Here is a 26,963-nt window from a genome sequence, read left to right as displayed (position 1 = left end):
TAACTCTTGCGCAATCGTTGCACCGATGGACTTGTTACGGAATTAGTCTTAAAAACGCAATGTTTCGTGCTTACTCGGACAAAACCACAGCAGCTAACAATGCCTAAACGTAATGCGGACTTTAGGGCAAAACCAAAAGGTCTGTGTATATTTATGAGGTCGCAAAATCTTTAGCCCCGAAGCGTCGGGGTTGCTTTGGACAGAAAAGAAAAACAAAACGAAAAGATTTCGCTATGTGCTTGGCGGAAAGCAAACGCCAGTTTGCTCCCGTACTGTTCATAGCTCAACGGTTAGCTGTAATTCAAAAAAAACATATGAAATACTCAATAATTGGAGCTGGGATTGGAGGTTTAACAACAGCACTAGCTTTTGAGAAAAAAGGAATAGATTACCATATTTTTGAGAAAGCTTTTGAACTATCTGAAGTTGGTGCAGGAATATGGCTTGCTCCAAATGCCTTGCAAGTTTTAGAACATTTGGAAATATTAGAGGATATTAAAGAAAAAGGGAACTCCATAGACAGAATTACTATAAGTAAAGCTGATTTAAATCCTTTATCTGACAATTTTCAAGATAACATTAAAAAAGAATTTGGATTTTCAACTATTGCTATACACAGAGCAGAACTTCAAAAATTATTATTTAACAAAATTCCTAAAGAGAAGATATCCTTAGGTAAAGGTTTTCAATCATTTGAAAAATTAAATGATGACAGTATCAAAATAAAATTTGATGATAACTCCGAATTTTTAACAGACTTTTTAATTGGAGCAGATGGAATTAACTCCAAAGTAAGAAAGCAATTATTTCCTAATAGTAAAACTAGATTTTCAGAGCAAACTTGTTGGAGAGGTGTCGCAAATATTAAATTAAACAAAGAATTTGAAAATAGAGGAATCGAGCTTTGGGGAAATCAAATTCGTTTTGGAATTTCGAAAATAGCAAGAAACAAAGTGTATTGGTTTGCTGTGGCCATTGACAAACCCAACCAAAAAGATGATGAAAGTCTAATAAAGCAAAAGCTTTTAAAAATGTTTAGCAACTTTCATCCTTTAGTAAGGGAATTAATATCAGCCACATCTGAAATAAATATTTTAAGAAATGACATTTATGACCTTGAACCTCTTGAAAATTGGCATAAAGGGAACGTTTGCCTAATTGGTGATGCAGGGCACGCAACTACTCCTAATATGGGACAAGGTGGAGCTCAGGCTATTGAAGATGCTTACTACCTTAGCAACCTAATTAAGTCCAATATAAATGAAAATATTTTTAAGTTGTTTCAACAAAAAAGACAATCAAAAGTAAATACAATTGTGAAACAATCATGGACAACAGGAAAAATGGCTCATTGGAGATATGGCAAAAACTTTAGAAACTTTCTATTAAAAAATCTGCCAAAAAAAATATTGGAGAATAAGATGATGGAGATGTATCAAATTGAAAAAGTACTATAGCTCACAATGGCTATAATTAATACGGGTTTTGGTGCTTAACCTAAAGTATAGGAATTTAACGAAGTCCGCCAAATCTTTTTGATTTGGTTTTATAAAGAAAAAATAAAACAGAATAAAAAGTTTTGACTAAGTGCTTAATTGAAAGTTAACTACTTTTTATTCCCGTACCAACCATGTCTCTTAACGAACAGCTCAAAAACATAAATTGATGAAAAACTTAATCATACTATTTTTATTCGCATGTGTATTTGGTTGTAAAGAGAAAGTATACGAAAAGGGAAATAGCAAAACATCGGATAATATTGAGGTAGTTAATCCTGTAAAAGAACGTTTTGCAAAAATGGAAGCAGATGCCCTGAAAGAACCATACGCCGGAATTTTTACAGAGGATAATGCCTCGACAAATATATTTCAAATCAGTTCTACTGGAGTTTCAACTCTACCAATTCAAATAACTGCTAAAGATTTTTTGAATAGCTTATCACCAGTGCAACTGCAGCGCTCAACATTTGACATTGATGATGAGGAATGGAGAAAATGGTGTAATGTAGACAATGGAATATATGACAGACAGGGAGTAAGCCTAAAGGAATTAAACGAAATTCAAAAGAAAGACGCTTTTAATTTAATTAAAGAGTCGTTAAGTGCAAAAGGGCTTCAGTTAAGTAAGGACATTATGAAGACTGACCAAACCCTTAAAGAACTTAATAATGGTTCATTGGATTATGATGAAGAATTATATTTCCTCACTATTATGGGAACACCTTCAAGCAGTGAGCCTTGGGGTTGGCAATTAGATGGACATCACTTAGTTATCAACTACTTTATTTTAGGAGACCAAGTTGTAATGTCACCAGTATTTATGGGTGGAGAACCAATAATTACAACTTCTGGAAAGTATAAAGGAAATACTTTGTTTCAAGACGAACAAAATTTCGGATTAGCCTTGATGCAATCCCTAACAATAGAACAAAAGAAGGATGCTATAATTTCAAACACAAAAACTGGGGATAATAATGTGGCTGAGGCAAATAAAGATAATTTAACTCTTAATTATCAAGGCATTCAGGTCTCAAAGTTTTCTAATGAGCAAAAACAAAAACTATTAGGCTTAATATTCTTGTATATCAGTAATATTAGGGAAGGACACGATAAAGTTAAAATGGATGAAGTAACTGAAAATATTGACAATACTTGGTTCTCGTGGGTTGGAGACACTTCTGAAGATGCTATTTTTTACTATCGAATTCACAGTCCAGTTGTACTTATTGAATTTGACCACCAGAGAGTCGTCGGAGTTCCAAATGCAGATGACGGAAAACCATCAAAAAACCATATTCATACAGTTGTTAGGACTCCTAATGGAAATGATTATGGAAAAGATCTATTGAAACAACATAAAGAGAAACATCATCATTAAAATAAAAGCCAACAGTTAACACCGGTAACCATTGCACAAGCCTTTAATCCGGAAAAAAACAGATTCATATAAGCTTCTTGAAGGGGCTTTTTTCTTATCAACCCAGAAGCGAAACACCAATTTTCGATGCTTAGTTTTCCAAACCTTCATTAAAGTTGACCTCCTCCCATATTACCCCTTGGTAAGGGGATAGAGAAAACCTAGGTCCAACTCCGCTTTCAAACGCCTGTGGAAATTGTTCTTTGGTACGCGTTCGCTCAACTTGAAATGGGCGAACAGTTTTTCCTGATAATCCTTTTTTCCCTGCATACCTAAAGTTACGATCCCTGTCCCGATCGGCAATGATCGACAAAGACATTTTTCTTAACTTGTACTACAGGCACAAAACCTAAAACCAATTAAAACAGGTTTTGGCCAAAACATTGGCACCAATTAAAACAAATAGAATGAGACAGATACTTTGGGCACTACTTTTTAGCCTCATAATAACATCCTGTGGAAAAGACAGAGAAATTAGTTTAGGAGATAAAATCGACAGACAATTGCAAGTATTGAATGTGAATGACAAACCAGGAGTTGAAGTATTTGTGAAAAGAGATACAAGTATTATATACCACAAAGCTTTCGGTAAATCAAATTTGCAAACCAATGAAAATCTCGAAATTAATTCAGTTTTTAATTTAGCTAGTATTAGTAAAGAATTTACAGCAGTAAGCATACTTCAATTGGTTGAGCAAAAAAAATTAAACCTGACTGATAGTCTTCATCTATTCCTTCCAGATATACCTTCCCAATACAAGTTTATTACGGTCGAAAATTTACTTTCTCATACTTCAGGTATAAAACGATATACTGATATGTCTTGGGCAGAAAATGAAGCTGACAGGAAATTTGAAAGAAGTTCGGACGTAATTAAATATTTCCTTACGGACTCATTGGACTTTAAACCCAGTACACGTCATGCCTATGCAAATATGAATTACATTATACTTGGTCATATAATTGAGAAGGTTTCGCACATGTCTTACCAAGACTATCTGAAACAAAATATTTTTGACCCATTAGAAATGAATCAGACGTTCTTTCCGAAAGATGGACAAAGTATCCCAAACAAACCAGTGGGTTATGAAATAAAAGAAGAGTCTATTGTGCTTGCAAGACCATATTCTTATACACAGTCCAAAGGCCCTGGCTCAATCCATACAACGGCCAATGATATGGCTAGATGGTATAAAGGGCTAATTAGTCATAAAGTCATTTCTAAAGAATCTTTGGACAGAGCTTGGTCGTCATACATTTTATCAAGCGGAGAAAAATCTAATTACGGATTTGGTTTTTATAATGATGAAAAATTTGGTCAAACTTCAATTTTTCATAATGGTTTTATTTTTGGTTTTTCTTCTTCAGACCTCTATTTTCCTAAAGACGATTACCTCATTCTTGTACTCTCGAATATTAGCGATATCAATACCATTAACACTAACAAAATTGCATTTGATATTGCTTCGGTAATTTATGAAAATGCTACAGTTCAATTAGATGTAGAATTACTTGATTCGTATGTTGGAACTTATAAAATGGTTGAAGGGTTCAAAGCAAAAGTATCTCGAGAAGGTTTGAAACTTTTTATTTCGGTTGATGGAGGACCTGCTGATGAACTTTCTGCTAATACCAAAACCAAATTCAGGGTAAAGGACTTTCCAGCCAAAGTTGAATTCAATCCCTCCAACGATGGAGGAAAGATGAAGATATTTCTTTCAAATGGATCTGATCAGTTTCATGGGGTAAAAGAATAAAAACTGTTGCCCTATGGTATTTATCTTCCTTAACCCCATGAACTGGGTCAAGGTGCCGAAAACAGGTTCTACCGTACTTTGCCGCTTGCCCTGTGGGCTTTCGACCCTTGCGATGGTCCTTTCATATTCTTCCCGGTTAAAGGTGACGCTGAACTTCTTCTCCTGGGCGCTTTTCCCTATACATTGGTTTCTTATGGGACAATCGATACATACGTCCTTTATCGCTCGACATTCCTTCTTCTTTATCTTGGTACGGGCATCCAGGAATACCTTGGTGAACGCTTTCTCGATATCACTCTTTTTTATAAACTCTTTTTTACACTAAATATCTTATCTTCAAACTTAGAACCAAACATACGAGCCGAGACCGTTTGCAATAATTAGAACTATGAAACAAGCTATTCTTATAATAATCATATTAAGTATCAGTTTTTCAGCATTAGGTCAGTCCCAAAAGGAATTCGATTCGTTAAAAGTCAAATTAGGGACGATATTTATGAAAGACCAAACTTTTAGACGTATCTATATTGAGGCGGAAAATAAACTTGGAAAAGATTCGGATGCCTATGAATATTTTTGGGAAGTTGTAGAAACCCAAGATAAGATTCTTGAAAAAGAAGTGACACGTATTATAGATGAATATGGCTGGCTGGGAATTTCCCAAGTTGGCAGATTGGCCAATGGAACCCTATGGAGTGTTTTGCAACACGGCAGCGTTGCCTCTAAAAAAAAGTATGCACCATTATTAAAAGCTTCTGTTTTAAAAGAGGAATCACAACCCAGTCATTATGCCCGTCTTATTGACAGAATGTTGATCAACTCTGGCAAACCTCAATTATATGGAACTCAAATAAACTATCAATCCAGTAATGTTCCTACGTTCTTTCCCATCGAACAACCTGAATATGTAAACCAAAGAAGGAAAGAAATTGGTTTAGAAGAAATTCAAAGTTTTGCTAAAGAAAGAGGACTTGAATGGAATATTACCCAAAAAGAAAAATAACCAATGAAAACACCTTATATAAAAAATCACTGGTGTTGGGCTTAAATAAAGGTCGTTGCAAGTTTACTACGTCTGATTTTCCTTCGGAAAATCCTCGCATGCAAACACGTAACCATTCTTATACGAAAACGTTGGTGGTCATTTAAGAATACGCAACAATTTAAAATTGAATTACAAATACCAATCTTGAAATTATGCTGACTGATATCATTCCGAAATTACCAATGCGTGACAAAAATGTTACCAGAGCATTTTATATAGATAAGCTAGGGTTTAAAGAAATAGGCGATTATGAAGCGTATTTAATGGTTCGAAAAGATACAATTGAAATTCATTTCTTTGAATTTAAGGAACTTAACCCTAAAGAAAATTACGGACAAGTTTATATTAGGACCAATGGCATCGACGATTTTTACCAAACATTATTAGACTATAAAATAAAAATACACCCAAATGGGAAATTGGAATCAAAACCTTGGGGACAAAAGGAATTCTCTTTACTTGACCCAGATACTAACCTATTGACCTTTGGACAAAGCATTTAAAAAAGTAAAAACGAACCGCCAACAAAGCACTGAGGTAAAAAGTCAATAAATTCCTCCTTAATCCAGGACATTGTCATTCTAGGCCCATAGATTCATAAATTGTATTCTTCGGGCTTATTTTATAGTACTTATCCCCTACTTATCCAGGTAATATCATAACGTAACTTCCATCGTATGCCCTTCCCGATTTAGCTATGGCTAAACATTGTTTACGCGGTTTGTTGGCCACTGCTTTCAAGGCCGGATTATCACAATTGGATTTCAAAACTGTTTGTGAAAAAAAACGTTGGGTAACAAAACGTAATACCAACATGTGTCTAATTCGCAAGGTCTGTGTATATTTATAAAGTGGCTAAACCTTATGCCCCGACGCTTCGGGGTAGCTTTGGATCAAAAAAGAAAAAGCAAAACAATACCCTTTAGCCTCGTGCCATGACGGAAACCGGCCATCGCCCCCGCTGCTGTCGCAGACGGCCTTCCAGCACACTACGCTTAGTTCAAGCGTTGGTGGTCATTTAAGGAAAATCACGTTTAAAAGAATAAATAAGTTTTATGGAAAAAGAATATAAAAATATTGGATTTATTTTTTTACTGTTCATTCCATTGACATTTTTAGGGTTTTATAAAACTTATTTTGTCCTGTCACCTGAATTTGCCGGAACAGTTGATTCTTATACACATATCCACGCATTTGTAGCTTCAATTTGGATTACACTACTTATCACACAACCCTTACTGATTAGGTTTAAGAGCTTCAAACTTCATCGCTTTTTTGGGAAAATTTCCTACTTTATTTTTTTTGCTTTAATTCTTTCTTTTATACCACAAATGATTAAGGAATACGGAAAGAACCTTTTTCCTTTAAATGCTAGTTTTGATATTGCCCTTTTAATATTGTTTTATGCACTTGCCATAAAATACAAGAACAATGTTGCTATTCATATGAGGTATATGATAGCAATCGCATTAATTTTTATTGGACCAACTTTAGGTAGAATTATATTTTTTTTATTGGAGTTGGAAAATTTAGGCTCTTTACATATCCCATATTTGATTGTCATTGGAATTCTTCTAGGTTTGATATTTTGGGATAAAAAAAATGACAGGAAATACAAACCGTATTTAGTAGCATTAATGTCGTTCACTATCTATTTAATTGCTCTTTATACCATAAATGTACATTTATAAGGAAAATATAAAAACGAACCATCAACACCGTGTGTTATTCATTGCTCGGTTCTGGCCGGCTTACGAACCCCGAAATGTCGGTACGGTTCGTGCTTAACCTAAAATAATTTTTATACCCACTACGAGCTATAAACTAGACTGCTGTGCTTTATTATAACCAACCACTTACCAATTATAAAATTCTTTAGAGAAATTCGTCAAAAATTAGTAGAGGAAAACCGTATCGGTAAATACCTGATCTATGCAGTAGGAGAAATTCTGCTCGTAGTCATCGGAATAATCATTGCTGTTAGTCTAGGCGAGTGGAGGCAGCATGTGAATGACGGAAACGAAGTTATGACCTTTTATAACGATCTTGCCATAGATTTACATCAAGATAAATTAAGATTGAATGAGTATGTCAAAAGATATGAAAATTAATCTCTTGCCCTAGCGAATGAAATAGATAGACTTCAACTGGACAGTTACAATCAATATTCGCTCTACAAAAGTTTTTCTAATTGGAATCTGTATAGTTCTTCCAACAAATTTATACCACAGACAGCTATATATACTGAAATGGCATCCAACGGAAAATTAAAGTTGATTAAAGACAGGAACCTTAAAGCACAATTACTTAAACTTTACATCGAAATGTATCCTGAAATGGATTTTTATCAAGTCCGAGCTAGCCAAAGTATCAATGCAATAGGTACCACACATTTACTCGGTCAATTTCGCTGGTTATTAGCAGTAAACAATGATGGCTTTGACATTACATCCATTAATTTGAAAAACCCCATAATTCAATTAAATGATGACTGGTTAACAAACAAACAATCCGAAGAATTTATAAAATTCGAGAATTGGTTATCGATAAAATATGCTAATAATGGAGGACTTATTCGAAGATTTGAAAGTACCATCAATGAAATAGAATTATTAGAAACTGAAATCAGTAAAGTGCTGAAGAAAAATAAAGAATGAATTGTAAATAGCTTCTATAGCTATTGATTTAAAAATAACGAAAGCCCAACAAGACCGATGAATAATAAGAACTTTGGAGCTAATCAAAAGGTTTTCGTATTTTTATGACGGCCCTGGATCCAATGCCCGACGCTTCCAACTCGCGTCCCGATTCTTCGGGATTCCAATTGGTTTTTATTTGCTAAATTAAGTCTTGAAATACCTAATTACGTGCTTCAAGATGCCGCTTAAATTGAATATTAATCTATAGCCGTATTTTAGGACGTGACATTTGATAAAATTCGTAAATCTATGAAAATAAGTCTATTAATTGGAATTCTTTTTTGCTCAACTTTATTTGCGTGCGGAAACAAAAATGATGACCGATTTGTTTTCTTCCTTCATAACCGATTTTTAGAAGAACACGAGCTGAATGAATTGCATCCCGAATTTGGTCGGACTGAATACAACGAGATTATAGCCGAATTTAAAAAAGAAGGACTTAAAGTAATAAGCGAAAAACGGAATGGGATTGTTAACGCGAGAGAATACGCAATCGAAATTTTAACCCAAATTGACAGTTTAATAAAAAGCGGAATAGAACCGAAAAAAATAACTGTGGTTGGAACTTCAAAAGGCGGATATATTGCTCAATACGTTTCGACTTTGGCAAATAATCAAGATTTGAATTTTGTGTTTATTGCAAGTTTTAGGAATAGTGATATTCAAAATATACCTGAAATCAATTTTTGCGGAAATATTTTAACGATTTATGAAAAGTCCGACCCGTTTGGAGTTTCTTCATTGGAACGAAAGAAAGTCTCGAATTGTGAAATAAAACACTTTAAAGAAATAGAACTGAATACAGGAATGGGACACGGATTTTTATTTAAACCTTTAAAAGAATGGATTGAACCAACAATAAAATGGGCGAATGGAAATTACAGCGTGGAATAAAAATTGTTGGCACCGAAGAACTGAGGTGAAAAACAAACAAATTCTTCCTTGACCCAGAACATTATCATTCTAGGCCCATAGATTCAAAAATTATATTCTTTGGGCTCTTTTTATGGTACTTATGCACTACTTATCCAGGTAATATCATAACGTAACTTTCATCGTATGGCCTTCCCGATTTAGTTATTGTTAAACATTGTTTACCTAGTTTGTTGGCCACTGCTTTCAATGCCGGATTATTACCAACGGATTTCAAAACTGTTCGTGGAAAAAGAAAAAAACGTTGGGTATCAAAATATAATACGGACATATACCGACAAAGACCCAGGGCTAGATATCAATAATTATCGATTCATAACACATGTTATGTTGAGAGGATTAATCAGGCCTATCAATAAACCACTAGAAACTACAACCAGCACCGTTTACAATTAATTGTTATTGGTAGGTAAAGCGTATCCATGAAATCCTAGCGGATTTTCCTATCGGAAATCCCTACAATCAATTCTTTTGTTGAATACACTCCTTTAGTTTTTAGCATAAAAACATTCAACCCTTCAAATGGCAGTGTGTAATCTATAATAAGTTCGTCTTCTTTTGATGTCATTCAAAACGATTCTTTAAGAAATCCAATAGTTACTCGAAAAGATGTCTATAATGATTATTCCGAGGAGGAACTATATGTCCGAAATGTAAGAAACTGGTAATTAGAACCTTATATAACTAAAAAACGGTAACCGTAGTACGCATCCATAAGGCCGCTAAGCCTACATATCCAACCATTCCTTAAAAGCGTTCGCTTTTCCGCTACTGATTATCTGGTCTCCTTCTGGGGCCGGTTCCAAAAGTAAATACAGGCGACCTTTAAAATAGGGCGTTACCTCTTTTACGGCCTGGATGTTCACCACCAATTGACGGTTGGCCCTAAAAAACACCTCTGGGTCCAATTGCGTTTCCAATTGATTTTGTTGGAGAAAAACTATACAAAAAAGGTGAAATGAAATTTATTATAAAGGACTTTGATACCATAAATCAAATTTTTGAATTAGACAGTAAATTTCCAACTGAATAAATAAGTACAGCTAACGATGTAAAAAAATAATTGATCAATTTTGGGCTTAACCAAAGGTAGTTGCAAGTTTACTACGTCTGAATTTCCAACGGAAGTTCCTCAAACGAAAATCCCCAACTAACCATAAACAAACTCGTTAGTCTTAATTAAAAAAACATTCAGGCAACCATTTGACAACTTTTAGCGTCTTTATAAGTAATGGTTTAAATAATTAAACCAAACAAATTACCAATACACCTTTATATGAAGAACCTTGTTATCCTATCAATCGTATTTCTCGCTTTAAGTTGTATGAATGCCCAAGAAAGACCACATGTCATAGAAGCATTGCTTATTGGAACATTTCACTATAATAATCCAGGTGCCGATGTAGCCAAAACCAAATCATTTGACATTCTCAGCGAAGATTCCCAACTTGAATTAAAAAAAATAAGTTCAAAAATAAAAAATTACAATCCAACAAAGATATTTGTAGAATGGCCCTACAATGAACAAAAGGAATTGGATTCCCTTTATCTTATTTATACAAAAGGCAATTATTTTGATAACGATAATCTTTCAAATTTTTATTTAAAAAATGAAATTTTTCAATTAGCTTTTAGGGTAGCAAAAGAGAATAACCTGAAAAAAGTATACGCAATAGACTATGCTACCCCATTCCCATTTGAGGATGTCATGAAAGAAATTGAAGATAATAATCAGTCTGATCTTAAAAAAAGGATTGAAGAAGGAATCTCCAAATTCACTGTTGATTTTGACCAAAAAATCGAATCTGGAGTTTCGCTTACTGAACTTACCTATTTTGTCAATAGTCAAGAGATACGAAAGTTTTCGAATTACTTTCACAATGATTTAATGCTGTTGGCAGGTGGAACAAATGATTTTTCGGGACCCTTATTAACATCCGAATGGTTCAAAAGAAATCTATATATGTGGTCATTAATTCAAAAAAATGTAACAAGATCCGACGAAAGAATCATGGTATTGGCCGGCACAAGTCACGTTGCAATGCTTGAGTTATTTATCAAAGAAAATGACAATTGGAAAGTCAAAGAATTACAACAGGTTATGGAAAAATAACTACGGCTGACAATATTTTAAAAAATAGGGCATAAAGTGCTATATTTAAAGACTTGGGCATGTTTACCAAGTCCGTCAACGCTTTTGGAGATGGCATTATGAATGAAAAGATAAAAAAACCTAATTACCTCCATCAATATGGCGTTTAAATTCAATACCGATCTTTAGCCGTATTTTGGGAAGTGACAATAAAAATATAATTATGAAAAGAACATTCATTTATGTAATGGTTATACTAGTGACCGTCCAATTTTCATATTCCCAGGATTCCAATAAGAACTTCAAATGGCCTGAAAAGAAAAAAGCCGCTGTCTGCTTAACATTTGATGATGGTCAAGATTCCCATCTGGATAATGCCATACCCTTACTGGACTCATTCAATATGAAAGCAACTTTTTATTGTCCAGGAAATAAGGAGTCGTTGCATAATCGCACCGCTGAATGGAGAACGATTGCCAAAAACGGCCATGAACTTGGTAACCATTCATTATTTCATCCATGTGATGGTAGGCAATTTGATTGGGTTGAACCGGAATATGACTTAAGCCGTTATAGTTTGGATCAAATACGAATGGAATTGTATACGGCCAATACGCTGCTTAAAGCTATTGACGGAAAAACCAATAGAACCTATGGTTATACCTGCTCAAACTATAAAGTTCAGGGCGATTCGACCTACGTAGCTATAGTGAAGCAACTATTTTCAGCAGGAAGAAGTGATGGCCCCATACCAAACACCATGGAAAATATTGACGTTTATTTTATGCCCAGTTGGTGTGTAGACAGTCCTACAGGCAAAGAATTAATTGATTATGTAAAAGAGGCTGGAAGAAAAGGGACCATCGCCACATTTATGTTCCATAGTGTAGGAGGTGGTTACCTAAACGTATCCAATGAAGCGCTACAGGAATTATTGATTTATCTTAAAGAGAATGAACAGGATTATTGGGTAGATACCTTTTATAATGTCACAGCATACATAGCAAACCAATCCGTCAATATTGAATAAATCAGTGGGGTACGATTATAAAACAGACAACAAAATAACTCATTTACGCTTGCATTGGCGTTCCGTTTTAAGCCTTTATATGCAAGATCGGATTGGGGTAGTTGAAAATCACCTTGGGTGTTAAGTCGTACAAATCCTATCTAAAAATAGTATAAAAACATTTCCGGAAAACCAGAAAACCAACATGAAAGCCGCTGTTTACGAAAAATATGGTCCCCCAAAAGTCCTTAAGATAAAGGATATAAAAAAACCGAAACCCAAAGCTGATGAAATTTTGGTAAAAATACATGCAGCTACGGTTACTTCAGGTGATGTACGACTTCGGGGCTCTGATTTTCCACCTCTATTTTGGCTTCCTGCCCGATTAATATTTGGTCTTTTTGCACCTAAAAAGAAAATTTTGGGCCATGAATTCGCGGGAATAGTTGAGGAAATAGGACAAAGTGTTACTGAATTCAATGTTGGTGATAGCGTATTTGGGACCACGACAATGCTAAATACAGGTTCATATGCCGAATATATCTGTTTACCCCAAAAATGGAAACATGGTGTGGTTGGATTAAAACCGGAGAACCTGGATTACCACGAAGCTGCAGCATTACCAGTTGGAGCCATGACCGCCATGTACCTTTTGGAGAAAGCAAATTTGAAAAATGGACAAAACGTATTGATTTATGGTGCTTCTGGAAGCGTTGGCAGCTATGCCGTACAAATTGCCAATCAGAAAGGCTCAAGGGTAACAGGTGTGTGCAGCACCCCGAATTTCGGAATGGCAAAATCATTGGGTGCTGAAAATTTGATTGACTATACAAAGGAGGACTATTCCGATTGCAATGAAAAATTCGATATCGTTTTTGACGCTGTTGGAAAGACATCCAAAGCTAAAGCAAAAAAGGTACTAAAGCCTGGTGGCAATTTCGTTTCAATTAAAATGCTGACCAAAGAGCGCAATGAACATATGAGGTTGATAAAGGAAATGGCTGAAAAGGGGGAATTAAAACCTTTTATAGATCGGTATTATACATTAGATGAAATTGTAAAAGCACATGAATATGTTGAAGAAGGAAAAAAAAGGGGTAATGTGGTCATTACGATTTCAAATTAAATGGAACATACATCAATGACTATAAGTGATTTTTTCAACTGCCTTTCGAAATTCCACAGGAATTCCCAAGCTGGTGTGTCCTTGTAAAGTAAAGTGTTAATCCCCATGACTAGCCATAACCGGGACTATTGGCGATAAAAAAACAACCACAATATTATTGGAGAACAAAATAGAATTTATTAGGATTATCGGAGAGATTGTTGTTTTTATAATGATACTTCTCTCTGTTTTTCTGTTTACGGTTAAAACAAAAAACAAACTAGCCAATAGACTTTTTGGTATTTACCTATTGGTCATAGCCTTTGACTTAATTGGTTTATTCACAAACAAAACTGTGGACTATCCCAACATCCATATTTTAAAAGTTTCCTCCAGTTTATTACAGTTACCCCTATTTTACCTGTACGTATTAGCTGCTTGTTATACCAATTTCAAGCTTAAGAAAACACACCTCATCCATGGCCTTTTGTTCTTGCTATTTGCGTTCATTTTTAAGATAACTGCATTTTCCGACCAAAGTGTATTGTTTTATGAAGTAATTGGTGAGCTACAATTCCTGACTTACATCATTGCCGTATTCCTTGTTTTGAAAAAATACAAAACACTATATCTTGAAAATTATTCCAATGCGAATTATGCCATTTATAAATGGATATTTCAAATTACGGTGTTTGCATGTATTGCCCACTCTTTTGTACTCATAAGGTGGTATTTATCCAATTCCATATACCAACAGTACATTCTTGATATCAATACCTTGATTGGCGTTTGTGTCTTATTAATTACCATCTTTTTTGTTTTAAAGGCATTATATCAACCCGACCTTTTCACTGGTGTCAACATGCATTTAAAGCCAGTAAATTCGATTATTGAAAAGAACAGAACCAAAACGATTATTCAAAAAAACACTTCCGAAAATCAATATCTAAAGAAACTTACTTCATTTATGGACATCGAAAAACCATATTTGGATTTTGAGCTCACCTTACAAAAACTAGCTTCACAATTAAATATTTCTGAAAAGGAATTATCCATATTGATCAATCATCACCTGGGGAAACATTTTTTTGACTTTATAAATGAGTATCGAATAAACGAAGCCAAAATCATTTTGGAAGATCCTGATAAGGAAGACATCACTATTTTAGAAATCCTATACCAAGTAGGTTTTAATTCCAAATCGTCTTTTTACACGGCTTTTAAAAAAACCGAGAATCAAACGCCCACACAGTATAGAAAAGAAGCTCTTTCCTTAAAATCTAAATAAAAATCAGTCCGACTTTCTTTATTCGGACTTTTAAAATCCCATGTTTTTCCATTTTTGCTGAAAATCAAAAAAACATAAGGATGAAATTCACATACCCACTCGTATTCGCATTATTCGTACAAATTTGCTTTAGTCAAGAAAATATTCCAAAATTAAAAGGAATTGAAAATGACATAACCCATTTGATCGAGCAATACAATGCTGTTGGATTATCCGTTGCTATAGTAAAGGATGATAAAATCATTTATTCCCAAGGATTTGGTTATCGAGATTTGGAAAATCAATTACCTGTAACAACAAATACTGTTTTTCCCATAGGTTCTGTCACAAAAGCATTTACAGGTTCTCTTTTGGGCATATTGGAATCTAACAATCAAGTTTCATTAAAAGGCAAACCAGCTCTTTACATTCCTGATTTTCAGTTTTATAATGATAAAATGAACAATTTGATAACCATTGAGGATCTGTTAAGTCATAAAAGTGGTATTGGGAACCAAGGTACCTCAGAAGTGTTTTTCCCAGACAAAGACAAATTAAAAGTCGTACAACGGTTAAAACATTTAAGACCAGAAGGCGAAATTAAAAACAGCTTTGAGTATAGTAATATGGGATATACCCTCGCAGGAACTATCGTTGAACAAATAACGGGGAAAAGCTGGGAAACCAACATTCAAGAAAAAATATTTGAGCCCTTGGCTATGACAAATTCCTATACCACGCTCCAGAAAATGCAGCAATCAACGAATTATGCTTTACCCTACGGTATATATAAAGGCACTATAGAAAAAGTCAAATTCGAGGAATTTCATTCCATTAGTCCTGCCGGGGCAATCAAAAGCACCGTTAATGATTTGTCCCATTGGATGTTAACATGGTTAAACGATGGTGTTTTTAATGAGACTAAAGTGATTCCTTCGGACTATATCAATAAAGCAATAAGACTCCATAATATCAAAGGAGGAAATTATGATAAAGATGCTTTTCTATTTGGAGATGGATTTGGATGGCGTTTAAGATCTAGCTATGGACATTACCGAATAGACCACGGAGGAAACACATTTGGTTTTAGTTCCGCTTTGATAATGTTCCCTTTTGAAAAAATAGGTGTTGTTGTTTTAACAAATCAAGATAATACATTACTCCCACATTTGATCGCCGACAATATTACAAGGAGGTTATTTGGACTTAGTCCCGAACCTGAATATCCAGTTAATGTGACTGAAATTTTTAAACCCTATAAGGAAACCAAACCACTCAATAAAGATAAAATGCCAACCCATTCCTTAAGTTCGTTTTGTGGAACATATCACGCAAAAGGATTAGGGAAAATTGAAATAGTTTATGAAGATCATAAATTGTATGCTGTTTTACCTACTTATAAATTTCTGTTGGAACACTTAAATAATGATTCGTTTTTCTTGAAAGCGACAAATGAATTCAATGAGGTTTTCAACCCACAATATACCATCCAATTCATGACAAATACAGAAGGAAAAATTTCAACATTAAAAATGTATTCACAAAAAGAACCTATTGAATTTAACAAAGAACAATAAACTACTGCCACTCCGAATTTAATCAATCGATAACCACTTTAAGGGTTAATCCGAAAATCCTCACGGATTTCCCATTCGGTTTGTATTGATTAAATTAGGTGCCTAAAACCTGTAACAATCCTTGCGGCTGGCCCCAAAGCGTTACCCCATACCCCAAGGGACTTGCACCCTCAAGATTAATTAACTATTTTTCTAAAATTGAAAGACACCCATGCCGGGCATCCGCAAAACCTAAACCGTTTTAAAAAGCTGTTTAACCAGTCGTGGTGCCTCAGCATAACCAACCAATGATAAAATACCTTAGAGGGCCAAACGGTAAGCAAAGGCATAAAAAACCAATAGTATGATCAAATTCTTTAGGCACATAAGACAACGCCTTCTCTCTGAAAACAAGTTCAGCAAATATCTATTGTATGCCATTGGAGAGATCGTACTTGTGGTTATCGGGATTTTGATTGCCTTACAGATCAACAATAACAACAATTACAACGAACAAAGAAAAGTAGAACAGGAATATTTAATGTCGCTTCAAACAGAATTTGATACGAACCTGAATAAAATAAATACTTCCATTCAAGAAAATGAGCAACGAATACAAACACTCGAAAAGCTATTGACCTTATTTGATAAAAATGTCCTTGACACGGTCAGTCATCGGGAAACTTCCCAAATGTTAGGCTCTATTTATGGCAATGAACTAAAATATTTGCCATCAACAGGGGTTTTAAATGACATTATCAGTTCAGGTAAGCTCAATATCATTTTAAACAAAAACTTAAGACAGCATCTTGCTTCTTTTGAAAGTTCCCTGAATTATACAAGTATGCAATTAAAAGGAGCAAAAACCACCGATAATGGATTGCGTACTCTTTTATATGAAAAGGGAAGTGTACGAAACATTATTATGGATATGAAGTTTATTGATTTTGAATATCCGTCGATTTCCGAAAAGGTCAATAACAAATTGTTGTTCAATTCCGTTGAATTTGAAAATTATCTATTGAATTATTTACTGTTGGCCAAAGCCACGAACGGTCCGCGGTTTTTTGGTGGCATCAAGGGGGAAGTAGAATCCATATTAAAGGAAATTGGACAAGAACTGGGAAAATAACGAAAGTCCATCTTAATTGCTGGCGTAGAGTTTCTTGAAATCCCATAGCACAGGGATTTCGGATTTTCGATTCGGTTTGTGCCTGCTGATTTTTCTGATTAAAAAAACGTGCCAAACCATTTACAATACCCTTAATCAACAAGCAAAAAAAATAGCACTTGAAAGAAGAATTCCAAACCTATTGCGATGCCTATATCAAATTATTCCCTCATGCAACTTCGGAGGAATTGGATGTACTGCGGTCACAATTAATCATAAAAGAGTATGGCAAAAAAGAGTTTTTTTTTAGTTGTGGGGATGTTCAAAAAAATATGGGCTATGTCTGTAAGGGACTATTAAGAAGGTATTACATCAATGAAAAAGGAAACAGAATAACAACCGGCTTTGTTAAAGAGAATGAGTATGCAACAGACTATCCCGCTTTTATAAGACAAAAGCCGACAAAGTATTTTATGGAGTGCCTTGAACCATCAATAATCATAGAATTATCCTATGTTAATATCCAGGAAGGATACAAAAGATTTAAAAACAATGAAATGTATGGCCGACTAACAGCCGAATATGTATTGACCGTACAAACCGATAGGGTTGAAAGCTTTTTATTTGAGAATGCCGAAGAAAGATATTTGAACTTCTTAAACCAAAACCCAGATATCATTCATAGAATAAGCCTTACCCATTTATCCTCGTACTTGGGAATAGAAAGACAATCATTGAGCAGGATTCGAAGTAAGATCGCCAAAAAATGAGATTGTCACATAGGTGTCAGGTAACCGAATATATTGTATCCCATCTTTGCAATATGAACTTTAAATATTGTAAAATGACTTCAAGCAACAAACTTCTTAAAATAGTATTTTCGATATCCGTACTTCTTCTTACTATCCCCATGTTCGGACAGCACGCTGTGATTGATTCCACATTGCATAAAAAGGTACAACAGCGAACTGACCAAATTTTTGATAGCCTAGTGAAAATCCGAAGGGATTTCCATACCTATCCCGAACTATCAGACCAAGAAAAAAGAACATCGCAGCAAATTACAGCCTATTTAACATCCCTGGGTATGGAAGTCCATACCAATCTGGGTGGTTATGGAGTTGTTGGAATCTTAAAAACGAATAAAAAAGGAAAGCGAATCGCTTGGCGGGCAGATATCGACGCATTATCGTCGAACCTTCCCGATGTCGAAGGGTTGCAATCAAGGAATGAAGGGGTACGGCATATTTGTGGACACGATATACACACAACCATAGGGCTCGGAATCGCCAATGTATTGGCAAGTTTGAAAGACAACCTCAAAGGCACGATTTATTTCATATTTCAACCTTCGGAAGAAAACCTTAAGGGGGCAAAAGCCATGATTGACGATGGTTTGTTCAAGTTGATCGATCCCGATGAAATTTATGCATTGCACATCGCCCCAATGCAGGTTGGCCTCATCGCCACACGACCCGAATTGCTATTCGCGGAACACAAAACAATCAAAGTATCATATAAAAATTCGAGTGAAAACCAATTGGTCATCGCGCATACAAAAAAACTTTTATCAGGTATCCAGAACATTGAGCCCGATAGTGAATTTTGGGATAACCGAAATTTGTTAGACCCAACCATAGGCCTTGGAAGCCCGAAAACCATATACAAGGACTACCTAACCGTAAATAAAAAATTCACCATATCGGAAACGGATGACCAAATATCGATTCGTACCATTCTAAATTCAAGTAATAGAAAGAAAATGGAATCGATTATCCCTATGCTAAAACAGGACATCAGCAGTTCTAAATACGCTGAAAAATTAATCGAAGTTGTCTATTCCAGTGAATATCCCACTGTTTTCAACAATAAGGAACTAACATCCAAAACCCTCAACAAGCTTTCCGATATTTATGGCAACCGGCATGTAAACCACTTGTATGGTGTCGTTCCCGATGGACGCAGTGACGATTTTGCTTATTTCCAAAAAAGGATTCCCGGGGTCTATTTTTTGTTGGGAGGTTCAAATTTTGAAAAAGGCATCATTTCCATGCCACATTCAGCAAACTTTGCTGTCGATGAGAATTGTATAAAATTTGGAGTAAACGCTTTTTCATCATTGATTGTAGAACGGTTGAATAATTAATCGGTTAATTTCAGTGTAGGTAGTATCCCTAGGATTAGCCTTACGATTCATTCATCCCTTGATACCGTCCAGGAAAATTCAGAAGGATTTCGATTCCATTTTTTGCTACACCAAATACGGAAATACGCAACATAATATGGGTAAAAACGTTAGACACATAATCGTACGACAAACCTTCCCCATATATGAAGCCAATTTCCGTTCTTATTATTTTATTGCTGTTCTCATGTAAAAACACTTTGGACAAGGAAGGTCTATTTAGCGCTGAGGAATATGCCCGGAATGACCTGGAATATTCGGATGTCACCCTATTCCTTCCAAAAAAATACATCACTATTGACAAAGCGGAGTTTTCAAAAAGGTTGTTTGGAGTGAAGGATATTCCATCCAATATTATCGAAATGTGGATTTCCAATATCGAATCCCCAAATGATGGAATCACGATCTTTTCAGATACCACCAATCCGGTAAATTTTATTCTTATAAAGAAGCTTCCAAGTTATATTCCCGTAAATTATGGCACTTCAAAAGTCATATTGAAATTGATGAAGCAGTATTTAGAAGATGCTTCCAAAAACCATGGTTTGATCTACCACCTTGGGGAAAGTGCCTTTAAGAGAAACAAGGGCATTGAAATGTACAAATTGAACTATAGTTCTTTTCTTTCTGGTGTTGAAGGGAACCATACCAGATACTTCATTGAAATAAACAAGCAAACTTTCGACATTCAAATTGTGAACAACGAAAATGAGGATTTTGAAGATGAATTCAAGAACATTGAAATTCACTAAACCGGTCTTACCCTTTAGTACGTAACGACACGAATACCCGATTTTCAATAGGTTGATGTTTATTCTCAGAGTCGGTCAAATTTTATCCAGACGCAACGGGATGGTTATAATAAAACTGTACCACTCCCCTACTGCTATCGCCTTATCGTACGTGACACACGCTACATAATAAGATTTCATTACTACCCCGACCCTAGGCGTTACTTGTTCTATGGATGTAATGGATCACTATGTCGGAAGTCCTGTTATTACTACAAACGGAATAAAATCGGTTGGAAGTATTGTTGAAAATAACGGAAATGAATATCTTAAGTCCTAATTGTAAACCTGATTTAAAAATTGATGGGTTTTACCCCTCCAATGGTAGTTACCCGTTTGCAAGTTTCCGATTTCCCCACGGAAAACTATCGTACTAAAACCAAAAACAAATGTAATTATGAAGGCCACAGGATATTCGGGGACACCCCTCGCAAAAAAACTTGGTATCAAAGCGGGATTCAAAATCAAAATTGTGAATCAACCTGCTTATTATTATAAACTTTTCAAGGATTTCCCTTCTGAAACAGATCATATAAACGATGTAAAAACCAAGAAGGACTTTATACATTATTTCGCCAAGACAACTGCGGAACTTATTGGGGATATCACCCAGTTACGACAGGAAATAGCACAAAATGGCATTATTTGGATTTCATGGCCTAAAAAAGCATCCAAGGTCGAATCGGACCTTAATGGTAATATAGTTAGGGAAATTGGCCTGAGCAATGGTCTTGTGGATATTAAGGTTTGTGCGATAGATGAGACTTGGTCCGGTTTAAAATTCGTTATTCCCGTTAAAGACAGAACCTAAATACCAACTATGGGCTACCGGTCAAAATGCGGTATACGGAAATTTCCACTGAAAGTCCCTACCTTTAAGTATCGTATGGTGCTCCCCGAAGTATTTATCCCATTCCATGACCTGTAGCTATATCGACGTATGGCGTGAAAAAGCACTATTGGTCAAGGAATTGTTTTTTAAGGATAATGATCGATCCGGCCCCAAAGATTGATAAATTTGCCTGTGTGCTTCAAGGACCCGCCGTGACATGCCTGTATTGAAAACACCCGCTTATAAATACCACCACCAACAATGAGAATAAGGAAACCAATTCCCCTTGCCTGTATCGCTTTATATGCCGTTCTGATGACGGGTTGTAAAAAACCACAACCCACGCAACTCCCCAATATCCTTCTTATCTGTGTCGATGATCTTCGACCCGAATTGAAAAGCTTTGGTGCAACCCATATAAGCTCTCCAAACATTGATAAATTGGCCCGGAATGGTGTCTCTTTCCTAGAACATTTTGCCAATGCACCAAGCTGTGGCCCATCGCGATATACCCTGTTAACGGGCCAATACGGACCTGCAGGCAATGATGCGCTTTTCCTCCGTGCAAAGAAAACCGAACAAGGGGATCAAGGCATAAACCCCAGTATGCCCGAGTGGTTCAGAACCCATGGGTATACCACGGTTTCCGTGGGAAAGGTATCCCATCACCCAGGTGGAATGGGGGGTGCGGATTGGAATGACAGTTCAATAATCGAAATCCCCAAAGCTTGGGACAAACACCTTATGCCCGTTGCGGAATGGGAACATCCCCGTGGTATGATGCACGGATTGGCGCATGGGGAAATCCGTGTAAAAGCTTCCGATATGGATGTTTACCAAACCGTTGAGGGTGATGACACCATTTATCCCGACGGTGCCATAACATCGGAAGCCTTAAAGCAATTAACGGCCCTTTCCGCCGATGACCAAAAACCCTTTTTCCTGGCGGTAGGAATAATCAAACCCCACTTGCCTTTTGGAGCCCCGAAACGCTATTTTGATTTGTATGAGGGCGTTGATATTCCCCCAATAGCGCATCCCCAAAAGCCCGAAGGGGAAACCACATGGCATAATTCCAATGAATTCAGGAACTACAACCTTTGGGGTAAAGATCCCAATACAGAGAAGGCCTTTGCAGATGAAGTGCGACGTCATTATTATGCCTGTGTGAGCTATGCGGATGCCCAAGTGGGAAAAGTACTGGCTGCACTGAAACAAACAGGAGCGGATAAAAATACCATCGTTGTTCTATGGGGTGACCACGGTTGGCATTTAGGGGAACATGCTATATGGGGCAAGCATAGTCTGTTCGAGGAATCCTTACATTCCCCTATGATCATCCACTATCCCGGCATGGATCGAAAGGGTTCTAAAACGGATGCCATTGTAGCGACGATTGATATCTTCCCTACCCTATGTGATCTAACGGGGGTACAGACCCCTGCATTCGCCCAAGGCACTTCATTAAAGGGATTATTGGAAAAGCCGGATGCGGTGGGCCATCAGGCTATCGCTTATAAGGCGGATGCCACGACCATAAGGACCGCCACCCATCGACTGACCCTACATAAGGATGGTTTTACCGAGTTATATGAGCATACGGCTACAGGGGATGAAACCAAGAATATTGCCAATAACCATCCTGAATTGGTCGAGGAATTGACGAATGCCATAAAGGCCAAATTACAGTAATCCGCAAGGTATCCTGCAAAAGGCCATGGCACAGTCCTTCATTTCAACCCCTATTTTCATTTTAAGGGTTTTGGGTTGATATCCTTGCCGCCCCTCCTTTAAGGTTCCATAGGAAACGACTATATTTATCATAGGAATAATTAGAAAAAACAAGCATGAAGAAATTTCAATGGTTCAATGAGCCTGACCAATGGGAAATGATAAATGATTCCTCCTTATCGATGTTCGTTACCCCCTACACCGATTATTGGAGAAAAGCGCATTACGGATTTACGGTTGACGATGGACCATTTTGCTATTTGAACGTTGGGGGTGAATTCGAGGCCAACGTGAAAATCACGGGCGAATATCAAAGCAGGTTCGACCAAATGGGTCTTATGGTCCGAAAGGACGAAAAAAACTGGGTCAAGACGGGGGTTGAATTTGTAGATGGGATTATCAACCTTAGTGCCGTGGTTACCCGAAAAAAGAGCGATTGGAGTGTTGTCGCATTACCAGAAAACCCCAAATCGATATGGCTTAAGCTTAAACGGATCGGGGATGCCATAGAAATCATGTACTCATTGGACAATCAAGACTTTACAATGATGCGGTTGGCCTATTTTCCAAAAAACACCCCGGTTATGGTCGGCCTTACTGCCGCTTCACCTGATGGCGATGGATTTAAAGCTTTGTTTGAGGACTTTGAGGTCATTCATCTTCCCGACTCGGAACGCAAAAAGTGGTTGAAAAACAATATGGAATAGCCGACAACCAAACTGCTTGAACGTATGGATACCATGTTGGAATTTGAAAAAGAGAACTGCTGATGCCGAACCTTGAAGTCATATATGAGAACAACGATTTTATCGTCGTAAACAAAAGGGCCGGACTTATAAGCGAAAAAAGTCGATACGAGAACCTCACCGTTGAAAATCAAGTCCTTGATCACCTTTCAAATAATAAACGAAAGCCCTATATCGGAATAATACACCGATTGGATCGGGTAACAAGCGGTGTCTTGGTCATGGCCAAGAAAAAAGGTATCCTGGTGGAATTCAACAAACTTTTCAGTAACCGGAAAGTGCAAAAAACATATTTGGCCATTGTGAAGAACAAGCCACCAAAGAACCGGGGAACCCTGGTCAATTTCCTGGTAAAGAACAATCTGGAAAAAAGAGCGGACATTGTCGCATCTAAATCAAAGGACACCCAAAATTGCATGCTTTCCTATCAGGTCATCAACCAAAACGATTTGGGTTATCTTTTGGAAATCAAACCAAAAACGGGTCGATTCCACCAAATCAGGGCCCAATTGGCCCATATAGGACTTCCCATCATCGGGGATGAAAAATATGGTTCCGACCAGGAATACCTCCCGCTATCCATTTGTCTGCACGCCTGGAAAATAACCTATCAAACCACGGGTTCCCAGGAATACAAGACCTTCGAAGCCCCTTTGCCAAAAAACGATTTTTGGTCCTTTAAGTCCTTGTGAACCTTGTTGTAAAAAATCAAAGGCCCTTTCTTGCGTTCCTTCGGATAATTTAAGCGTTTTTAGTATGTTTGGTATGAAAACCAAGGTTTTACACCTTTCGTATACGGCAATTCCCCTTCACCATCCGTCAGCATAAAAACCGTAAAACCACCATCAAAAACGACCATGGCAAAGGAACTGAAACCCTTCTGGAGTAACTATTTTGATTTTAATTGGAAGTTTGGGTTGTTCCTGATCCTTCTGATCTGCATTCCGCGATTTATTTTGGTCTTGAACGCCAATGAAACGGCAAATTACGGTTATATCGGTCTGATCATGATGGTTTCTGCCATAGCACCCTTCATTTTTTTGAGTAAGAACGGACGAAAAGCCATTGGATTGACAACACCCAAAAATCGGCATTGGTTGGTTTTGGCTATTCTCTGGGGCTTGATCTTTAGTGTGTTCCTTTATTTTCTAGGGGAACTGCTATATAAGGATTCCTTTGAAAATTGGTATGTCTATATCGGTAAGTCATACAATATCCCGACTGGGATACAACCCAATGACAAACTGGTGCTTTTCCTCATAATGGCCATAACCGGAATGATCTTCAGTCCGATCGGTGAGGAATTCTTTTTTAGGGGTCTTGTTCATTCAAGCTTTGCGAAATCCGTAGGAAATACCAAAGCATCGATCATTGATGGTTCAGCTTTTGCCCTGACCCATATTTCCCATTTTGGATTGGTATACATACAAGAAGAATGGAGGTTTCTGACTTTCCCAACCCTTATTTGGGTCTTAAGCATGTTTTTGGTCAGTATCCTATTTTACCGATGCAGACAAAAAACGACATCCTTATGGGGAGCGGTAATTTGTCATGCCGCCTTTAACCTGGGAATGATCTATTGTATTTTCTACGCCCTCAACTGATTCCAAATTTCGGGGAACACAGTGTGGTTACGCTTTGAAGGTAATCGTGAACGTAGTACCTTCATTGACGGCACTATCGACACTGATCGTACCCCCAAGGCTGGTTACATGGTTGTACACCAAATATAGCCCCACCCCTTTGCTATCCTCATTACCATGGAACCTTTGGTTTAAATTAAAGATAAGGTGTCCCACCTTCTCCATATCAAAACCAAGACCATTATCGGAAAAGGTGAACGTTTTTTTACCGTCCTTTTCTTCGGAGGTTATCGAGATAACGGGAGGTACATGCGGTCGTGCGTATTTGATTGAATTGGTAATGAAATTCAGCATAATACTCTCCATATAGGCGGCATTGAACAAGATACTTTCCATACCTGAAAAATTCACTTGGAACTCCACGCCTGCCGTCCTGATCAAGGAGCTTATGGTACTTTGGACCTTCTGTAGTACGGTATTGAAAGTGACCACTTCAAATTTATCACTCGTATCATCATTCTGCTTGAACGCATCGATATAGGTGTTCAGGGAAGTCTTTAGGCCTTCTGCGGAAAGCCGTATAAAACTGAGTATCTCCAAGGTATCATCATCCTCTATCTTGCCCATATCGATCAAATCGACCATCGATATCAAATTATTCACTGGCGATCGTAGATCATGGGAAGTTGTATAGTTCAGTTGCTTAAGTTCATTGTTTACCTGGGAAAGTTGGCTTAAATGCGAAATACGTTCGTTCTCCAATTCTTTTTTATGGGTAACATCCTTGGCGATGGCATAGACCAACTGTTCGCTCGCTACGGGTATGGATGTCCAATGGAGCCAGACAAGCTCTCCGGATTTACACACATATCGGTTTTCAAAATTCACCAGTGCCACATCTTTCAACAAGTTTTGTCTATTCTTAGCCGTACGCTCCCTATCCTCTTCATAAATGAACTCGGAAATCAGTCTTGATTTTAATTCGGTCTCGCTATACCCCAATAATTCTACAAGGGCTGGATTGATATTCACAAAATACCCCTCATAATTGGCAATGCAGAGGCAATCCATAGATAGATCAAAGAAAGGTGCTAATTGGCTATTCATTGGTTTTGGCGGTTTTGATAGGGTAATTCATTTGATAACGTATAAAACTAGGTAGTTATTGGTCTTACTTTTAGGAAATTCAAATACGGTAAGCGGTTTAAAACCAACGCAAGGTTTATACATGGACAGGATTCTATAGGTTTTACGGAATAATGCTCGGCAAATAAAAACAATTTAACCAACATATCGGCCCTAGGCAACGGATAAATAAATGAACCTATGACTGTTGTTCCCTGCCCAAAACCGCATATAGGGTTTCCCTGTCTGTTACAGGCCCTACAAGGTCTGGTCGCTGTTTAACGAGACGTTACCGACCTATGGGCGATCACCACGCACATAGGTGCACCAACTACCCAACCTACCAGGGTCATGTATGGTTTTGATTTTCAAGGAGATTGGTAATTTATTAATGGATACCAATCGTTCATACACATTGGTACACACGTGTAAGCACTTACATCGCGATTTTTTCCGAATACACTTGCGATTCGTGTTTTT

Annotated in this window: 27 protein-coding genes and 1 pseudogene; 23 read left to right on the top strand and 5 right to left on the bottom strand. The window is 36.9% G+C overall.

Going from position 1 to position 26,963, the window contains the following annotated elements; all coding sequences use genetic code 11:
- The first annotated feature begins 143 nt into the window (after window positions 1-143).
- A complete protein-coding gene (locus LX92_RS20030) occupies window positions 144-1,457 on the top strand; it encodes an FAD-dependent monooxygenase (protein ID WP_244915952.1) in 1,314 nt (437 codons plus the stop codon).
- Window positions 1,458-1,665: 208 nt separating this feature from the next.
- Window positions 1,666-2,877, top strand: coding sequence for a DUF3500 domain-containing protein (locus LX92_RS20025; RefSeq protein ID WP_109654431.1), 1,212 nt, complete (start codon window positions 1,666-1,668; stop codon window positions 2,875-2,877).
- 171 nt (window positions 2,878-3,048) lie between these two features.
- On the opposite strand, the gene LX92_RS22525 is transcribed toward LX92_RS20025, so the two are convergent.
- A complete protein-coding gene (locus LX92_RS22525; protein ID WP_170117897.1) occupies window positions 3,049-3,186 on the bottom strand; it encodes a hypothetical protein in 138 nt (45 codons plus the stop codon).
- Window positions 3,187-3,323: 137 nt separating this feature from the next.
- On the opposite strand from LX92_RS22525, the gene LX92_RS20020 reads away from it, so the two are divergent.
- The gene (locus tag LX92_RS20020) at window positions 3,324-4,673 is read left to right on the top strand and encodes a serine hydrolase (protein WP_109654428.1); all 1,350 of its coding nucleotides are present in this window, start codon (window positions 3,324-3,326) and stop codon (window positions 4,671-4,673) included.
- 9 nt (window positions 4,674-4,682) lie between these two features.
- Here the strand turns inward: LX92_RS20020 and LX92_RS20015 are convergent.
- Window positions 4,683-4,883 (bottom strand): annotated as a pseudogene (locus tag LX92_RS20015) (transposase); the annotation flags it as partial.
- Between the two features lie 178 nt (window positions 4,884-5,061).
- On the opposite strand from LX92_RS20015, the gene LX92_RS20010 reads away from it, so the two are divergent.
- From LX92_RS20010 to LX92_RS19990, 6 genes are all read left to right on the top strand, one after another.
- The gene (locus LX92_RS20010) at window positions 5,062-5,676 is read left to right on the top strand and encodes a DUF6624 domain-containing protein (protein ID WP_109654425.1); all 615 of its coding nucleotides are present in this window, start codon (window positions 5,062-5,064) and stop codon (window positions 5,674-5,676) included.
- Between the two features lie 170 nt (window positions 5,677-5,846).
- Entirely contained in the window at window positions 5,847-6,221 is a 375-nt protein-coding gene (locus tag LX92_RS20005) for a bleomycin resistance protein (RefSeq protein ID WP_262509860.1), read from the top strand.
- 552 nt (window positions 6,222-6,773) lie between these two features.
- A complete protein-coding gene (locus tag LX92_RS20000) occupies window positions 6,774-7,409 on the top strand; it encodes a hypothetical protein (RefSeq protein ID WP_109654420.1) in 636 nt (211 codons plus the stop codon).
- A gap of 138 nt (window positions 7,410-7,547) precedes the next feature.
- On the top strand, window positions 7,548-7,829 hold the full coding sequence (locus LX92_RS23080; RefSeq protein ID WP_394340355.1) for a DUF6090 family protein: 282 nt from the start codon (window positions 7,548-7,550) through the stop codon (window positions 7,827-7,829).
- 138 nt (window positions 7,830-7,967) lie between these two features.
- On the top strand, window positions 7,968-8,375 hold the full coding sequence (locus LX92_RS19995; protein WP_109654417.1) for a hypothetical protein: 408 nt from the start codon (window positions 7,968-7,970) through the stop codon (window positions 8,373-8,375).
- A 291-nt stretch (window positions 8,376-8,666) separates the two neighbouring features.
- Window positions 8,667-9,311, top strand: coding sequence for an alpha/beta hydrolase (locus tag LX92_RS19990; RefSeq protein ID WP_109654414.1), 645 nt, complete (start codon window positions 8,667-8,669; stop codon window positions 9,309-9,311).
- A gap of 767 nt (window positions 9,312-10,078) precedes the next feature.
- Here the strand turns inward: LX92_RS19990 and LX92_RS19980 are convergent.
- The gene (locus tag LX92_RS19980; RefSeq protein ID WP_170117903.1) at window positions 10,079-10,270 is read right to left on the bottom strand and encodes a LytTR family DNA-binding domain-containing protein; all 192 of its coding nucleotides are present in this window, start codon (window positions 10,268-10,270) and stop codon (window positions 10,079-10,081) included.
- Window positions 10,271-10,626: 356 nt separating this feature from the next.
- Here LX92_RS19980 and LX92_RS19975 point away from each other — a divergent pair, with 356 nt between their 5' ends.
- From LX92_RS19975 to LX92_RS19920, 11 genes are all read left to right on the top strand, one after another.
- Window positions 10,627-11,463, top strand: coding sequence for a DUF5694 domain-containing protein (locus tag LX92_RS19975; RefSeq protein ID WP_146197882.1), 837 nt, complete (start codon window positions 10,627-10,629; stop codon window positions 11,461-11,463).
- Window positions 11,464-11,665: 202 nt separating this feature from the next.
- On the top strand, window positions 11,666-12,472 hold the full coding sequence (locus tag LX92_RS19970; protein WP_109654404.1) for a polysaccharide deacetylase family protein: 807 nt from the start codon (window positions 11,666-11,668) through the stop codon (window positions 12,470-12,472).
- Window positions 12,473-12,656: 184 nt separating this feature from the next.
- Window positions 12,657-13,577, top strand: a complete 921-nt coding sequence (locus LX92_RS19965; protein ID WP_109654401.1) for an NAD(P)-dependent alcohol dehydrogenase — start codon at window positions 12,657-12,659, stop codon at window positions 13,575-13,577.
- A gap of 157 nt (window positions 13,578-13,734) precedes the next feature.
- Window positions 13,735-14,844, top strand: a complete 1,110-nt coding sequence (locus tag LX92_RS19960; RefSeq protein ID WP_146197881.1) for a helix-turn-helix domain-containing protein — start codon at window positions 13,735-13,737, stop codon at window positions 14,842-14,844.
- A gap of 80 nt (window positions 14,845-14,924) precedes the next feature.
- Entirely contained in the window at window positions 14,925-16,400 is a 1,476-nt protein-coding gene (locus LX92_RS19955; protein ID WP_109654395.1) for a serine hydrolase, read from the top strand.
- A gap of 343 nt (window positions 16,401-16,743) precedes the next feature.
- Window positions 16,744-17,511, top strand: a complete 768-nt coding sequence (locus LX92_RS19950) for a DUF6090 family protein (RefSeq protein WP_109654392.1) — start codon at window positions 16,744-16,746, stop codon at window positions 17,509-17,511.
- Window positions 17,512-17,669: 158 nt separating this feature from the next.
- Complete coding sequence (locus LX92_RS19945) at window positions 17,670-18,260, top strand: Crp/Fnr family transcriptional regulator (RefSeq protein WP_109654388.1); 591 nt, start codon at window positions 17,670-17,672, stop codon at window positions 18,258-18,260.
- Between the two features lie 74 nt (window positions 18,261-18,334).
- Window positions 18,335-19,636 carry a M20 metallopeptidase family protein gene (locus tag LX92_RS19940; protein ID WP_109654385.1) on the top strand — a complete coding sequence of 434 codons (1,302 nt, stop codon included), beginning with the start codon at window positions 18,335-18,337 and terminating at the stop codon, window positions 19,634-19,636.
- Window positions 19,637-19,821: 185 nt separating this feature from the next.
- On the top strand, window positions 19,822-20,427 hold the full coding sequence (locus LX92_RS19930) for a hypothetical protein (protein ID WP_146197880.1): 606 nt from the start codon (window positions 19,822-19,824) through the stop codon (window positions 20,425-20,427).
- Window positions 20,428-20,863: 436 nt separating this feature from the next.
- The gene (locus LX92_RS19925) at window positions 20,864-21,277 is read left to right on the top strand and encodes a DUF3052 family protein (RefSeq protein WP_109654378.1); all 414 of its coding nucleotides are present in this window, start codon (window positions 20,864-20,866) and stop codon (window positions 21,275-21,277) included.
- Between the two features lie 282 nt (window positions 21,278-21,559).
- Window positions 21,560-22,990 carry a sulfatase gene (locus LX92_RS19920; protein WP_109654376.1) on the top strand — a complete coding sequence of 477 codons (1,431 nt, stop codon included), beginning with the start codon at window positions 21,560-21,562 and terminating at the stop codon, window positions 22,988-22,990.
- On the opposite strand, the gene LX92_RS22520 is transcribed toward LX92_RS19920, so the two are convergent.
- On the bottom strand, window positions 22,982-23,122 hold the full coding sequence (locus LX92_RS22520; protein ID WP_170117902.1) for a hypothetical protein: 141 nt from the start codon (window positions 23,120-23,122) through the stop codon (window positions 22,982-22,984). The genes LX92_RS19920 and LX92_RS22520 overlap by 9 nt on opposite strands.
- A 23-nt stretch (window positions 23,123-23,145) precedes the next feature.
- Between LX92_RS22520 and LX92_RS19915 the strand changes: the two genes are divergently transcribed.
- From LX92_RS19915 to LX92_RS19905, 3 genes are all read left to right on the top strand, one after another.
- Window positions 23,146-23,736: a DUF1349 domain-containing protein gene (locus tag LX92_RS19915; RefSeq protein ID WP_109654374.1), complete on the top strand. Its 591-nt coding sequence runs from the start codon at window positions 23,146-23,148 to the stop codon at window positions 23,734-23,736.
- Window positions 23,737-23,798: 62 nt separating this feature from the next.
- A complete protein-coding gene (locus tag LX92_RS19910) occupies window positions 23,799-24,467 on the top strand; it encodes an RluA family pseudouridine synthase (RefSeq protein ID WP_109654372.1) in 669 nt (222 codons plus the stop codon).
- 165 nt (window positions 24,468-24,632) lie between these two features.
- On the top strand, window positions 24,633-25,379 hold the full coding sequence (locus tag LX92_RS19905) for a CPBP family intramembrane glutamic endopeptidase (RefSeq protein ID WP_109654370.1): 747 nt from the start codon (window positions 24,633-24,635) through the stop codon (window positions 25,377-25,379).
- Window positions 25,380-25,406: 27 nt separating this feature from the next.
- On the opposite strand, the gene LX92_RS19900 is transcribed toward LX92_RS19905, so the two are convergent.
- A complete protein-coding gene (locus LX92_RS19900) occupies window positions 25,407-26,465 on the bottom strand; it encodes a sensor histidine kinase (RefSeq protein ID WP_109654368.1) in 1,059 nt (352 codons plus the stop codon).
- Window positions 26,466-26,963: the final 498 nt, after the last annotated feature.

The sequence above is a fragment of the Maribacter polysiphoniae genome (assembly GCF_003148665.1).
In the GTDB taxonomy this organism is placed as follows: domain Bacteria; phylum Bacteroidota; class Bacteroidia; order Flavobacteriales; family Flavobacteriaceae; genus Maribacter_A; species Maribacter_A polysiphoniae.
The sequence above is the reverse complement of the archived record's forward strand: the minus strand, read 5'-3'. Positions and strand labels throughout refer to the sequence as shown.

Bases quoted from the DNA above. Each gene is read 5' to 3' on its own strand.
- LX92_RS19920 (WP_109654376.1), top strand. From the start codon at position 21,560: ATGAGAATAAGGAAACCAATTCCCCTTGCCTGTATCGCTTTATATGCC.
- LX92_RS19950 (WP_109654392.1), top strand. From the start codon at position 16,744: ATGATCAAATTCTTTAGGCACATAAGACAACGCCTTCTCTCTGAAAAC.
- LX92_RS19990 (WP_109654414.1), top strand. From the start codon at position 8,667: ATGAAAATAAGTCTATTAATTGGAATTCTTTTTTGCTCAACTTTATTT.
- LX92_RS19975 (WP_146197882.1), top strand. From the start codon at position 10,627: ATGAAGAACCTTGTTATCCTATCAATCGTATTTCTCGCTTTAAGTTGT.
- LX92_RS19940 (WP_109654385.1), top strand. From the start codon at position 18,335: ATGACTTCAAGCAACAAACTTCTTAAAATAGTATTTTCGATATCCGTA.
- LX92_RS20020 (WP_109654428.1), top strand. From the start codon at position 3,324: ATGAGACAGATACTTTGGGCACTACTTTTTAGCCTCATAATAACATCC.
- LX92_RS20000 (WP_109654420.1), top strand. From the start codon at position 6,774: ATGGAAAAAGAATATAAAAATATTGGATTTATTTTTTTACTGTTCATT.
- LX92_RS22525 (WP_170117897.1), bottom strand. From the start codon at position 3,186: ATGCAGGGAAAAAAGGATTATCAGGAAAAACTGTTCGCCCATTTCAAG.
- LX92_RS19905 (WP_109654370.1), top strand. From the start codon at position 24,633: ATGGCAAAGGAACTGAAACCCTTCTGGAGTAACTATTTTGATTTTAAT.
- LX92_RS19910 (WP_109654372.1), top strand. From the start codon at position 23,799: ATGCCGAACCTTGAAGTCATATATGAGAACAACGATTTTATCGTCGTA.
- LX92_RS19955 (WP_109654395.1), top strand. From the start codon at position 14,925: ATGAAATTCACATACCCACTCGTATTCGCATTATTCGTACAAATTTGC.
- LX92_RS19915 (WP_109654374.1), top strand. From the start codon at position 23,146: ATGAAGAAATTTCAATGGTTCAATGAGCCTGACCAATGGGAAATGATA.
- LX92_RS19930 (WP_146197880.1), top strand. From the start codon at position 19,822: ATGAAGCCAATTTCCGTTCTTATTATTTTATTGCTGTTCTCATGTAAA.
- LX92_RS19970 (WP_109654404.1), top strand. From the start codon at position 11,666: ATGAAAAGAACATTCATTTATGTAATGGTTATACTAGTGACCGTCCAA.
- LX92_RS19995 (WP_109654417.1), top strand. From the start codon at position 7,968: ATGGCATCCAACGGAAAATTAAAGTTGATTAAAGACAGGAACCTTAAA.
- LX92_RS19900 (WP_109654368.1), bottom strand. From the start codon at position 26,465: ATGAATAGCCAATTAGCACCTTTCTTTGATCTATCTATGGATTGCCTC.
- LX92_RS19925 (WP_109654378.1), top strand. From the start codon at position 20,864: ATGAAGGCCACAGGATATTCGGGGACACCCCTCGCAAAAAAACTTGGT.
- LX92_RS22520 (WP_170117902.1), bottom strand. From the start codon at position 23,122: ATGATAAATATAGTCGTTTCCTATGGAACCTTAAAGGAGGGGCGGCAA.
- LX92_RS20010 (WP_109654425.1), top strand. From the start codon at position 5,062: ATGAAACAAGCTATTCTTATAATAATCATATTAAGTATCAGTTTTTCA.
- LX92_RS19965 (WP_109654401.1), top strand. From the start codon at position 12,657: ATGAAAGCCGCTGTTTACGAAAAATATGGTCCCCCAAAAGTCCTTAAG.
- LX92_RS20025 (WP_109654431.1), top strand. From the start codon at position 1,666: ATGAAAAACTTAATCATACTATTTTTATTCGCATGTGTATTTGGTTGT.